Source organism: Bacillus sp. EAC (genome assembly GCF_002156875.1).
GTDB lineage: Bacteria > Bacillota > Bacilli > Bacillales > Bacillaceae_G > Gottfriedia.
The window spans coordinates 205499-218847 of record NZ_NCSY01000004.1 but is presented as its reverse complement, the minus strand read 5'-3'; the positions used below and the strand labels follow the sequence as shown (position 1 = coordinate 218847).

The 13349-nt window shown below is 30.0% G+C and carries 14 protein-coding genes; 1 reads left to right on the top strand and 13 read right to left on the bottom strand.

The features are described from left to right. Nucleotides 1-38 precede the first annotated feature (38 nt). The 8 genes from B7R65_RS08520 to B7R65_RS08490 form a co-directional block, all read right to left on the bottom strand. Nucleotides 39-1085: a TolB-like translocation protein gene (locus B7R65_RS08520; protein WP_142288225.1), complete on the bottom strand. Its 1047-nt coding sequence runs from the start codon at nucleotides 1083-1085 to the stop codon at nucleotides 39-41. 87 nt (nucleotides 1086-1172) lie between these two features. Next, nucleotides 1173-2630: a sensor histidine kinase gene (locus B7R65_RS08515; RefSeq protein ID WP_088042340.1), complete on the bottom strand. Its 1458-nt coding sequence runs from the start codon at nucleotides 2628-2630 to the stop codon at nucleotides 1173-1175. After that, nucleotides 2627-3316: a response regulator transcription factor gene (locus B7R65_RS08510; protein ID WP_088042339.1), complete on the bottom strand. Its 690-nt coding sequence runs from the start codon at nucleotides 3314-3316 to the stop codon at nucleotides 2627-2629. Before B7R65_RS08510 ends, B7R65_RS08515 begins: the two co-directional genes overlap by 4 nt. An 897-nt stretch (nucleotides 3317-4213) precedes the next feature. Next, on the bottom strand, nucleotides 4214-5059 hold the full coding sequence (locus B7R65_RS08505; RefSeq protein ID WP_088042338.1) for a class I SAM-dependent methyltransferase: 846 nt from the start codon (nucleotides 5057-5059) through the stop codon (nucleotides 4214-4216). A gap of 75 nt (nucleotides 5060-5134) precedes the next feature. Then, a complete protein-coding gene (locus B7R65_RS08500) occupies nucleotides 5135-5854 on the bottom strand; it encodes a toast rack family protein (protein WP_088042337.1) in 720 nt (239 codons plus the stop codon). A gap of 643 nt (nucleotides 5855-6497) precedes the next feature. Continuing rightward, on the bottom strand, nucleotides 6498-7064 hold the full coding sequence (locus tag B7R65_RS08495; protein ID WP_088042336.1) for a nucleotidyltransferase domain-containing protein: 567 nt from the start codon (nucleotides 7062-7064) through the stop codon (nucleotides 6498-6500). 59 nt (nucleotides 7065-7123) lie between these two features. Then, entirely contained in the window at nucleotides 7124-7279 is a 156-nt protein-coding gene (locus tag B7R65_RS21280) for a hypothetical protein (protein WP_179194815.1), read from the bottom strand. A 3-nt stretch (nucleotides 7280-7282) separates the two neighbouring features. Then, complete coding sequence (locus B7R65_RS08490; RefSeq protein WP_088042335.1) at nucleotides 7283-8536, bottom strand: helix-turn-helix domain-containing protein; 1254 nt, start codon at nucleotides 8534-8536, stop codon at nucleotides 7283-7285. A gap of 453 nt (nucleotides 8537-8989) precedes the next feature. Between B7R65_RS08490 and B7R65_RS08485 the strand changes: the two genes are divergently transcribed. Further along, the gene (locus B7R65_RS08485; RefSeq protein ID WP_088042334.1) at nucleotides 8990-9496 is read left to right on the top strand and encodes a hypothetical protein; all 507 of its coding nucleotides are present in this window, start codon (nucleotides 8990-8992) and stop codon (nucleotides 9494-9496) included. A gap of 51 nt (nucleotides 9497-9547) precedes the next feature. Here B7R65_RS08485 and B7R65_RS08480 read toward each other — a convergent pair whose 3' ends face one another. The 5 genes from B7R65_RS08480 to B7R65_RS08460 form a co-directional block, all read right to left on the bottom strand. Further along, nucleotides 9548-10018, bottom strand: coding sequence for a hypothetical protein (locus tag B7R65_RS08480; RefSeq protein WP_088042333.1), 471 nt, complete (start codon nucleotides 10016-10018; stop codon nucleotides 9548-9550). Between the two features lie 109 nt (nucleotides 10019-10127). Next, a complete protein-coding gene (locus tag B7R65_RS08475) occupies nucleotides 10128-10622 on the bottom strand; it encodes a GNAT family N-acetyltransferase (protein ID WP_088042332.1) in 495 nt (164 codons plus the stop codon). 72 nt (nucleotides 10623-10694) lie between these two features. Then, complete coding sequence (locus B7R65_RS08470) at nucleotides 10695-11414, bottom strand: YebC/PmpR family DNA-binding transcriptional regulator (RefSeq protein ID WP_088042331.1); 720 nt, start codon at nucleotides 11412-11414, stop codon at nucleotides 10695-10697. A gap of 275 nt (nucleotides 11415-11689) precedes the next feature. Then, complete coding sequence (locus B7R65_RS08465; RefSeq protein WP_088042330.1) at nucleotides 11690-12643, bottom strand: hypothetical protein; 954 nt, start codon at nucleotides 12641-12643, stop codon at nucleotides 11690-11692. Further along, nucleotides 12633-13166 (bottom strand): sigma-70 family RNA polymerase sigma factor, encoded by a 534-nt coding sequence (locus B7R65_RS08460; protein WP_256941218.1) that lies wholly within the window; start codon nucleotides 13164-13166, stop codon nucleotides 12633-12635. Before B7R65_RS08460 ends, B7R65_RS08465 begins: the two co-directional genes overlap by 11 nt. Nucleotides 13167-13349 lie beyond the last annotated feature (183 nt).

Genomic DNA, 13349 nt, shown 5'->3' with positions numbered 1-13349 from the left:
TTAATAGAGATATATTTTTATAATAACATAGTCAGGACTTAATGTTTTAAAGTTAAAACATATGTTACAAATTCATTTTTATTGTTTTTAACAATCACTGTAGAAACTAATAATTTATTGCCAGATGGATTCCATGTAATTGGTCCAGATATTTCATCTAAATCAGTAGATAATTGGGTAATCTTTCTAGTATTTACATCAACTACAAATAACCCTCGTTCTCCTTTATCTTCTGAAATAACAGAAAATGCAACAGTCTTCGAATCAGGAGACCAGCTCGAACCAAAAATTTGCGTTCCATTAGCCAATGTGACCGTTTTTTTTCCAGTAGGACCTGTAATAAATAATTCTCTCTTTGTTTGAGAAATCTTCCTTACTATAGCAAATTTTCTTTGATTAGGAGATGGAATAACCCATTCTACTTTGTTGTTACCTAATTTCTTTTTGAGTGTATAAACAATATCCGAATTTGGATCGATTTTGGTTATCTTTCCATTTAAGTTGGCAGTGTACATTTGTTGATCTAATGTTGGATAGATAACCTCTTGATTATTAACCCATCTACCCTCTGTTGAGAAAGCAAAAATATTCTCTACGTCTGAAACTTTTACTTTGTTCTTTCCATTTCGATCAATAATATATCCTGTACCTGTATTTCCATCAACCGATTGTTTATAAAATATATGCTTCTTATCTGGTGAGACAATTGCACCAATTTGTCCAATCTCCTCTCCAGATAAGACTTTCGAAGTTTGAGTTGATAAATCAAAATTGAATAAATTAATATGATAAACGAATTTACCATCATCTGTCATAGCTGTTTTAGGTTCATTTGTATTTTTTTGTTCAATTAAAATTGTCTTATCGTCTAACCAATCTGTACCTCTAATATCTTCATAACGATTAATTTTCTCTAAAGCTAGATCGTTTGTAACAACTTCTTCATTTTTAGTTAGTACAGTAATCTTTTTATGTTTTTTTTCGATAACCACATTCTCATTTAAGTAATACAAATCACATCCAGTTAATACAAAAACAACAGCAGTACTTAGCAAAATACAGCTAATTAGTTTCTTCGTAATCACCATATCACTCTCCTATTTCCTACTATTTACATGATATGTTTAGTTTGTTTCAATTTTAGTCATTAGTTGTTTCTAAGATGTAAACTTTTACCTCATTATCGGAAATGTAATGATAAATTCTGTACCAATTCCTTCTTTAGATTCAACAATTATTGTTCCATTCTGCTTTTCAATTAAGTCCTTTGTCAGGGCAAGTCCTAATCCTGATCCACCTGATTGACGAGAGCGATCTTTATTTACAGTGAAAAATGGTTCGAAGATTTTATCAAAAACATCTGCTGGAATTCCAATCCCCGAATCTTTAATGCTAATACTCACTCGAGAATCGATTATTTTGTTTGATACGTTTATATTCCCATTTGATTTATTATATTTAATTGCGTTATCTAATAAGTTCATAAAGATTAAAGTGAGACTTTCTTTATCAATTAAAATATTGGCATGTTCAAGTTCAGTATGCAGAGTTAAACCAAATTTAGTTGCTTTCCCATTCATTCGAGAACATAAATCGTCCAATTGTTCTTTTACATCAACTTTTTCTTTATAAAGTTCAAAGTCATACTTTTCTAGTTCAGCTAATTTTAATATTTTTTCAACCATTTCATACAAGCGCATAGATTCCTTACTGATATTTCCCATCGCCTCTTCTAATAACTTAGGATCATCTGAATACATTTCTATTAAATCAATATAAGCCCGTATAACAGTTAAAGGTGTTTTAAATTCATGCGTAATTGATCCTATAAATTGCTTTTGCTGTTTTTCAAGTATCTTTAACTTTTCAACTGCTAATTGAAGATTATCTTGTTCTTGCTGCATACCTTTAATATTCTTCTGAATTTCATTACTCATATAAAAAATGGCCTGGCTTAAATAACCTAACTCATCTTTTCGATTAATAACCGACTGTGTAGGATAGTTACCTAATTTTATTTCTTCAGTCACCCTTCTCAGCTTTAATATACTTGATACAAGTGAATTGAAGAAAAAGTACCCTATAATAAAACTGATCGCAATAATACTACAACCAATTTTTATAAAAAGTTTAATTGTCGCATCGTAAAATTTTTTATTCTCATATAAAGAGTAGTCAAACTGAACAACACCGATTTGATTATTTGTACTGTAGATTGGTGCAAAATAAGAAAGTGTATCATCTTGTTCCTGATAGGCAACTTTCCCTTTTAAAGCATATTTTAATGTATCTTGATTATCACTAGATGTCTCTAATGGTAAGGAGTCTCCAACTACTTTTCCCGACATATTAAAGATTGTAACGTGCAAGCTACTTATAATTCCGATTTGTCTTGCTATCTCTTTTCCATATTGTTTAAAAAACAAACTTTGGTCTTCATCTGTTTGACTTAAATAAACTTGCTTTACATATACATTCGCTAACTTACTTTGTTGTGAAAGTAGATTTTCCGTTTGTTTTTGTTGATTTTGTTTAATCCCCTGAAGGACTAATAAACTTAATACAAATACGGTACCGATTAATAATACCGCCAAAAACAAGCTAGATTTCACTTTAATACTTAGTTTCATTTAACGTCACCTGACATTTTATATCCGATTCCAAAAACTGTCTGAATGATATGCTGATGAGGTGATCCTAATTTTTTACGTAAGCGTTGGATATGAATATCAACAGTTCGCGTTCCTCCAATGTATTCGATCCCCCATACCAAATCTAGAAGTTCATCGCGACGAAAAATTCTTTCTTTATTTGAAATTAGAAGTACTAATAAATCATATTCTTTAGGTGTTAAATCAATTGTCTTTCCACTTTTCATTACTTTCCTTTGGTGAAGAATGACCTCTAAATCATTAAATGAAATCACTTTCTTTTCTTCAGCAATGGAAGGTTTTTTCAGCCTCCGTAATAGTGACCTTGTTCTAGCTAACAATTCTCTAATATCAAATGGTTTTGTTAGATAGTCATCTGCTCCAAACTCTAGTCCTAATACACGATCTATAATATCGTCCTTAGCAGTAAGTAAAATGATTCCCATTCCGTCTTTATCATCTATTTGTCTACATAAGTCCAGTCCATTCATAACAGGCATCATAATATCCGATATCATAATATCCGGTTTAAAGACGGATATTTTTTCTAATGCCTCTTTTCCATTAAAGGCATTTTCTACTTGAAATCCCTCTCTACGAAATGCATAGGTCAATGGATCAACAATACTCTTTTCATCGTCTACTATTAGTATTTTTTCTTGCATTCATTTCACCTGAATTCTTTAAATAATTTTATCGAATAGCTTCATTGATTTTTATATTTCGTGTTATGGTTTTTATTACTTAGTTTACCCTTATAAAAATTATAGATTGCTTTCTACTCATTTTTGAAATTTTTTTCTGTTTTATGAAAAAATTTACAACTTAGAAACATCTCATTCGTTTTTTTGACTGTCTGTTCGTATAATCAACTTTTTTACTCCAATAAGCTATTATCTGAGACCATTTTCATATCATTAGTAAAGAAAAAAAGTAAAATTTGACTCTATTTAAAATGGAATTTTCTCGATTTCCACTCCAGGATTCTCGCTTTCCGTGGGGCGAGCGATAAGCCTTGAGCCCACACGATGTGGGTCATGCATGCGTTCCGACAGGACGTCGTAGTATTAGCATGCCTACCTTTTGACGCCTTGCGGGGTCTCATCCGCTACTCCCACAGGAGTCTCGCATATCCGTTCCAATAGCACTCTTTATTATTAGTGTGCTTAGTAAGAAACTTTTAAAACCAAAAATCATATAAAGTATAGCGACTAGGAATGTTAAATTAATGAACATATTTTCAATAACAGTACAAATGTAACTAAAATATTAGATCCACCCCTACTAAAATCACTACATCAACTTATTCAATAATTTTTAATACTTTGAAATTGCATACTAGCAGCAACAACAATGAATATTGCACTTTGATAAAATTCTGTTAATTATACCGCTGTTTACGCGATATATTAAAAAATCAATATAAAATGGCAACAAATTAACATGTTAATTCGTTGCCATTTTAATGTTTTTTTATTGTTTTCTCCCAGCAAAGAAAATCCGTTACTATTTTATAATTACTTTTTAGTTGCTTAAATTTTATTCATCTTTATATAAACAAATCATTCTCCAACAAATGCAAAGACAGACAAAGGCTTAATTTCATTCAATTTAATAAACTCTTCTAGCATCTTAATTTCTGAATGTATTAGTCCATTTAATTTAGCTGGAATTTGATTAATCTCTTGTAGTTCAATTTCAAAATCGTCTAATGTTTTATTTACTTCCCAATTACCATCCTGTAATTCAGGGGAAAAGATTACTGTTTCACGACTAATCATCCATCCAGATTTATCAGTAATTGACACAATATCATTAGGTGTTAATAAGGTACGTATATTTGATTCACTTTCTTGTTTAAGTGACTCGTATTGTGCTTGTATTAGAATAGACAATAAATGGGGATATTGCTCAAGCTTCGTAATTCTAGTGTCCCATTCTGCGAAGCATAGTTTTTTTCCCCATTTCTTTACCTTACGCAACACCGCAGTGAATTCTTCAATTGATTTTAAGTACCATGAACAATGGGACAATACAATGTAGTCAAATTCATGTTCAGCAAAGTCCACCTCATGAGAGAGTATATCAATCTCAAAATCTATTTTTATTTGCTTCCCTATACTTGAATTCATTAAATACTTCGCTGAATCTCCAATAGAAATCGGGCTGCCATATGTAGGTGAACCAATATCAATTCCTTGAACAAACCCATTTTGTCCTACTAAATAGGCTAAAACTGCAGTAGTATCTCCTTGACCACAACCAATTTCTAAAACCTTGCTACCTTCTTTAATATTCCAAAACTCAGCTAATTTAAATCGATGTTCTGTTTGAATTCTTTGGATTTCATACATATCCATATTTGATGCCATACATTCAACTACTGAACTGATCGCTTCCTTCAACATGATATCCCTCCTAAAAAAGATCTATTATGAAATAGTGGACTGTCCATCTGAAACAGTCCACTGCTAAACATTAAATCATTCTAAATTAAATGTAACTTCGCCTATCCCCATATCCATATTAACTGTCATAATTACTGTAGCATCCTTATATGCTTCGTTTACAAATACGCCATTTCCCTTTGAGATCAAGTCGATCACATTAGACTTTCCAATTCCTTTACTTGAAACAATTTTGACGCCTATATCGGATGGGACTGTAATAGTAGTTTTCCCTACCCCAGTTTCAATATTAGCTTCTAAATTATGTTTCCAATCTCCGCCTAAATTTACATTAAGTTCTCCTACACCTGTTTCAATATCTATTTTTTTTAGATTTAAACCTTGTAAATCCAGATTCGTTTTAGAAGCACCTGTATTTACATCGAGATTGATTGGAACTTTGTTTGATAGCTCTAAATCCCATTTATTTATTTTTTTACCTATTTTTACATTTGAAAAATGCTTTTTAGTCTGATTGATTTGTACTTTCCCAGTTGTACCCTTTAAATCATATGAAACTTTTGGCTTTAAGTTTTTATTATTATAGCTAATATTACCTTTTACCCACTCATTTGTCCCTTGCTTAACTGTCATTTCTCCAACACCTAAGTTCAGATCCACATCAAGCTCTTTTGCTTTATCTTTTTTAACAGAAATTGATTCTTCTTTCACATTACCATTATCAATTATATTACAACCAGTTGTAAGGAATAATGACGTACAGATTATTAAAGCGATAAAAAATGGCTTTTTCATTTATATAGCCTCCAAAATAAGATTCTAACAATCTCATTTTATGGCTAATACAAAAAATGGATAACATCCCTCAGTATCATTTCACATCAGACCTAAGTATGAAAAAAGATCAAGATGTTTTTTTGATTCCAGAAAGTACAATTTGGATTTATCCTTTTCGAAACTTTATTATTACTTTCCAGGTTTTTGTTTGATTTCCCTTTATTTCCGCATCAAAGTCATGATTCTGTCTAATAAAAAAAGGTACTTTTGATTCTTAAACCAGGTTTCCTAGTGAAACTTATTCGAATTTTTTTATTTTCATTAAGATGAAGATGATATATAAGATTAATAAGAGGATTAGTAATTTATTTGATATATTTATAATTAATCCAAATAAAATTACGATTATCAAGTAACGGTCAAAGTGCTCTGAAATTTTTTTACTTACAAAATAAAAGATTATTAATAATAATGAACAGATAAATAGGTACCAAAAAAGAATCACACATAGTGGCCCCTTTCTAAAAAATGCTCCTGGAACGGAACTCTCTGAAGTGCTTCCCTCTGATTCTATGATTGAAAAATCTTCAAAATACTTTATTTAAGTTCATCATTACACTCCAATCAGATTTTTAATTTTACTTTCATTCAAAAAACTAAATTATAAATATTGCAACCACAAATGTTTAGGTTGATGGTGTGAAATTGCCTCTCGAAGCCATAATTTCTTTGAATCATCCAGATATTTTCTTACATTCATAAAATCTTGGTGATCTTTGTCCCTCGTATTACTAACTTTATATAAGAGAACTATTTCTGGATTTAGAAAAGGAATTCCTTGTTTAGAGTAACTCCAGAGTGATTCTAGTTCACAAAAAATTGATTTATCTCTCCTAAACTTCCATTTATTATCTTCAATTTCATTTAATAAGACTTCAAGGCTTACATTTAATGCAATATTACTTCCATGAATTTCATGAATTGGCAACTCCAAATATTCATCTTCCCATAAAGAAACTACACCTTTAGTAACCTTATTAAATTCCCAATCAATTAGATAATTCTTCAAATCTATTTGATCCTTACGTGCAATTGCAATTTCTATATCTTTATGTTGCCTTGATTGACTTCCTATAAATAAATCAATTGCCCATCCACCTGCGATAAACCATTGCTTATTGAACCCCGTCATCAATTCGTTTACCTTCATACATTGTTCAAATGTCATATAAACCTCCAAATAAAAAAGTATCACACAGTGTACGATACTTTTTATCGATATCTTAGTTAGATGAAAAATTTTGGTCTTTTAATTACTTTCGGATTAATTGGTTCGTCGGTTGCTACTTTGTTATCTTGTTTATTAATAGGATGATATTCAGCATTAATAGTCACAAATAAAATTAAACTAGCTATAAATATTAATTTTTTTAAATGCTTCATTGCCTATCTCCTACTTTCTATCACATTTAATAAGATCAAATTATATTCCTTTAACAAGTTATTTTGTTCTTCCATAGATTTGTTTTTTTCATAATAATCGCTAATCATTCCATAATATCGTAATAATTTATCACTATCATTAAGCTTAATCCAAATTGGTAATGCCACTTCTCTTAAATATTCGACTAACTGTGCTTCTTCCTTATTCGCTTCATAAAATAATACTTTCATCCTAATATATATTGAACTATTCTGGTTTTTCATTTTCTCTAAATTTTGCCCAAGTAGTTCAATAGCAGATTCGTTTTCATTTAAAATCATCATGTTATTGGCTATATTTGAGATGACAGTATAGTACTCTTCTGTATTCTCTTGGATGTTTGAAAGATAGCTTTTATAAAACTCAATTGCTTTTTTATTTTGGTTCGAATGATAGTATAGAAATCCTAAATTGTGTAATGCATTAATATGAATGGTCCGATCACTTAAAATTAATGATGAATCAATTACTTCTTCCAATAAAGCCTCGGCTTTTTGTAATAAACTACTTTTTATTAATTGTAGAGATAGCAACATTTTCGAATCTAGTATCCGTTTAATGTTATTATTTTGTACAAAAATGGGGATCGCTTTGTTACAGAAATACATTGATAACGAAGTTTGGTTCAAAATGTGATAAACCAGTGCCCTATAAAAACAATATTCCTGAAGCTCTATTTCAATATTAGGTGCTAGTTCTTGTGCCTCATCCATTACCAATAATGAGTCTGAGTATTTCTTTTCTTTTAAGTAGTATAAAGAGAGTGTAAACAAAAACTTTGTTAATTCATATTGGGAAAATTTCTTCCTGTTTTGATCAAGTTGTTTCCATTTTTTCTTTGCCATTTTAATATCTTCAATAAAAATATAATAACGCCAAATGGTTATTAGAAATTCATTTGATATATTAGTATAACGAACACTTTCTTCTTTCGTTACCAGATTCTCAAAGATTAATTGACTTAATTCATGATCTGTCCGTTCGATTGCGTTCCATAGTTTTTTAAGTTGATTCATTACATCTTCTAGTTTTATTTCATTATCTTCAATTTCTACTTTCATTTTTTTCAAAAGTAACTCAATCGTTTCTATACCAGCTTCTTTTGTACCGTTTTCTATTTTACTAAGATGGGAAACTGAACAAATTCCTTCGCATAATGTTTCTTGTGTCCATCCTAATTTTTTTCGATGATGATAGATCATTTTTCCATAATTCATAATTAAATCTCCTGTTCAAATCGCAAATTCATATATATTAAATACATCTTTTTTTTTTAGAATACGACTTCATTTTCCTATATTAATATTTTACTAAACACTGTTATAACTAAATTTTATAAGATTTTTAATCATATTAATATACTTTTTTAATATTTCTAAAAACTAATTATATTCAAATATTTTCCCAATACACAAACTTAATGGTGAGTGATATGATTAGGTACACGCAAATAAAAATACTAACGACTCGTTCTTAGTTAGTATTCTTTAAATGCACCCCCATTTAATAACATATTTAACGCAAGATGTATTGAACTGCATCTTGCAATTTTTTTATGGACAGTTTATCTTCTATTGATCTATTCTTTCAAGTCATCTCCCAAAATAAGATTTACCTTTTTTACTTTTAATTTTAGTAATGTTTCGAATAAAAACTTGAAGGAGATTCCTATGGTTAAAAAATCTCACAAACTATTTGTTGCAATTTTCGGAATAATAATCATTTTTATTTTATCATTTAAATTGTATATTGAAAAAGAAAAACAAAAGGCAGTGGACAACGAACTAGCAATTGAGCTACATGAAGAACAAAATGTCCAAAACACTGTTAGAGGCTATATTATTGCTTTAAAGAGGCATGATATTGAAAAATACAATTCAGTTGTTACTCAAAATTTAAAAATGAATATCCGATCCTTATATTTTACCAAAATAATGTCCATCATAATTGACGCGAAATTTGCAGGTGACAATTTATCGGCCATTCATTTAAAAAAAGATGATTTCACTACGACTATACAAGTAAAGTATGATATTACATTTCCTGAGTCGTTTAATCCGGAAGGGATATATAACAATGGATTAAACAAATGTAAAGTGCTTATTGATTTAGTTAAGGAAGATCATTCGTGGTTAATTAAGAAGATTTATAATTTAAAAGTAGATACATATAGTTAAATAATAGTATTAAAAAAAGTATTACTTAGTAAAGTAATACTTTTACTATTTTTATAATGGATTAATTGAGTTCAAATCTTTTATTAGCCAACCTTTACTTTCTTCGTCTATAACTTGTGAAGCATATTCTAATGACTTACTCTTTGCTTCAAAGCTTTCATTATGTTGATTTAATACGAGATATTCCCTTGCTGCAGCTTCATAAGCATATGCTACGTAAAATGGTTCAATCTCGGATGCGTGACTGATTTCCATACATTTCTTAGCATATAATAATGCTGAATCGCCTTGATTAATTACTGCATAAACTCGAGATAATTGCCAATATCCAATTGATAGATTTTTAGGCGTATGATCCTCTACTTTTGTCCAATGCCAAAATGAACTATGACATAAGTGGACCATTTCCTCTGACTCACTTTCAGTTCTATTTTCAGAATCTAGTAAATCCCATACTTTATTAAAGCATGATACAGCAAATTGTTTATGTGTGAAGACAGGTTTTTCAATTAACTCTTCCATTACTTTCTCCTCCTTCATGAGATGAATCGGATGTAAATAGTAATTACCAAGTTAATTATAAGAAAATTTAGATAAATTTGGAATAGCCATTTTTTAAATTTTTGATTACTTATACTTCTTTATGTAAAACCAATTCCTCTCCATACTCGCCTGCATATCTTATTTCTTTATCAACAAAACCACATTTTTTATATAAACTTATCGCAGGAATATTCGTATGATGTACAGTTAATAATATTTCATTTTTAGTTGGTAAAAGTTTTTTCGTCAAACTAGTGAGTAGCCTTAATGACGATTTAGCATACTTTAATCTCTGATGGCGTTGATCAATCGAAAAGGATTTAAAAATCACAGCATCTTTATTATTTGTGTACAAATTAGCGGATTGATTATGATCAAGTACAAAAAAACCAACTAATTCATCCTCATTAACAATAATGATTGGTATTGCTCCTTTAACTAATTCACATTGCTTCATTGCATTTATTGGTAAGGTTGTATAGATAGCTTGTTCAATTGGTAAAACATACTGTTCAAGTGCAGTAAGATAGCTATTATCAAATACTCTTAACTTAATTGATGAAGAAGGATTAAGTTGTTGCATACATACTCCTTTCAATTTTTAATAGATAAATGAAAAAAGCTCATTGTTATAAAACAAGGAGCTTCTTTCTATTTATTCACCTAAGTCTACATTATGGTAAACGCGTTGAACGTCTTCTAAATCCTCTAGAACATCTAACATTTTCTCGAATTTTTCTTGAGCATCTTCTGGCAATTCAACATCATTTTGAGCAAGCATTGTTAACTCTGCTACTGTAAATTCTGTAATTCCTACATTTTTAAATGCCTCTTGCAATGCGTAGAATTGGTCTTGTTCAGCGTAAACAATAACTGCATCTTCTTCCTCTAAAATATCACGAACATCAACGTCTGCCTCCATTAGAATTTCAAGTACTTCATCTGCAGTTTTACCTTCAAGTCCGATTACGGCAGTTGCATCAAACATATATGATACAGATCCAGTTACTCCTAAATTCCCACCATTCTTACTAAAAGCTGCGCGTACTTCAGCTGCTGTACGGTTAACGTTATTAGTAAGTGCATCAACAATTACCATAGAACCATTTGGTCCAAAACCTTCATAACGTAATTCATCGAAACTTTCTTCAGAACCACCTTTTGCTTTTTCAATCGCACGATCAACAATGTGTTTTGGTACACTATATGTTTTTGCACGTTCAAGTACGACTTTTAATGCTTGGTTTGATTCCGGATCCGGCTCACCTTGTTTTGCTGCTACATATATTTCGCGTCCAAACTTTGCATAAACACGACTAGTATTAGCATCCTTTGAAGCTTTCTTTTCTTTAATATTATTCCATTTACGACCCATCTTGTTCCACTCTCTTTCAACATTGAATCTAAAATAAATTTAATTTGTATTAGTTTGTTCTTCAACGTTTGTTAAATAGCACTTCATACTATTCAATTTAACTTGATTATGAATTAAAAAGGTTGAAGTTTTACCATACATTCTCTACCTATCATTATACCTCATTTACTATATTTTTCACGAAATTATAACTAAAAACATCAATTAAAACAACTTATAAAATATAAAAACATTACTTCAATATGAAGTAATGCTTCTATAATGTATCATCTAACTTACATATCTAGTAGTTGCCAGAATTTACCAAAGACTTCTTTTTCCATTTTAAAATAAACTCCTGAACTACCATAACTAATATATCCATCTTTTATTACGCTCATGGTAACGATTGACCCATCAGTCAGATGAAAGAATAGTTCTTTAAATTGTGCTTCATTACTAAAATCCCCAATTTCATTTTCAATACTTTCTTGAGTATATGGTTTCGATTTATTCATTGAATTGACAACTGCATTAATGATTTTCATGTCATTTATAGGGTGATAATTTTCAACACTATTATTCCAGTCATTATAATTTCTATATTCAACATTCACTATATTCCCAGTAAGATGTAGCTTTCCAAAAACATCTTCACCATTTTGAACTGTTATGCCATTTAAGCAATCAAAGAACTCAGCAATTATCGCTCCTTCACTTTCAATGTAGGTCATAATTCTAAAATTTTGATCGTAGCCATTAACTGAATAAACATTCGCTTCTCCTATAGTTGAAGCAAATTCATCAGTGTAATCGTCCTGACTACTCCATTCATCAATTCCAAATTTTGTACTTCCAAGCTTTTCCCCTACCAATTTCTTTGCATGTATGCTATCAACTTTTGTAGCTGATTGTGTATAAATCTTACCTTTATATACAATCAAGCCAATCATCTTTTTTTGACCATTATCATTTTTACTTAAAGCTGGTGGAATTTTTAGAGCTTTATTGATTAGTGGAGTATTCAACACTAACGAACTATGCTGGTTATTAGATTGATTACTTATATAACTGTATCCACCAAATGTTACGATCATCATGCTGATAGCAATCGGAACGATTGTAAACAGCCTTTCTTTTCGTCTGCTGCTCATATCTAATTTTGCTTTCTTAACACCTTTTAATGCTCTTTCATGAATGTCACTCGGAATTTGAATCCGATTTATTTCTTCTTTTATTTTATCGCTCATATAGTTCATCTCCAATTAAGTTTTTTCGAAGTTTACTTAATCCTCTATATAAAATTGTTTTAGCTGTCCCTAATGGTATTTTCAATGTTTCGGCAACTTCTTTAATTGTAAAATCAAAATAGTACCTTAAAATGATTACCTTCTTTTCATTCTCATTTAATAAATCAATTAAATCCTCCAGTGTGATAGAGAGTGGTATATCCCTTTCTACATCATTGGATACAAATTTTTCAATTTCTGGTTTTAATTCAATTACATTTTTCTTTTTACGTAGTAGATCAATTGAACAACTAATAGCAATCTTTATAATCCATGTTTTCAAATATTTAGGTTCTTTGAGGTTTTTAATTGATTTAAATGAACGATATGCTGTCTCCTGAACTATATCTAATGCATCTTCTTGATTTTTCACATAAATAAAAGCTGTTCGATATATATCTTCTTCGAATTCTTGAAATAACTTTAAAAATGCCGTGTCATTTCCTTTTTGTGCTTCTTTCACTAAGTGAATAATGCTCTTCACCTCCAAGCCTCTTACTAATTAGACGTATTCAATTGAAATTTGGCTTTACTTTATTAAATAAAATAAAAAAAATATGCTCTTATCCTAAGAGCATTTCAGAGTGTAGACATAGTCCCAAAAATATGAGATTCAGACTGATTGAGAATAAATGATTGATTGGATGAACTGAACTTTTCATATGGA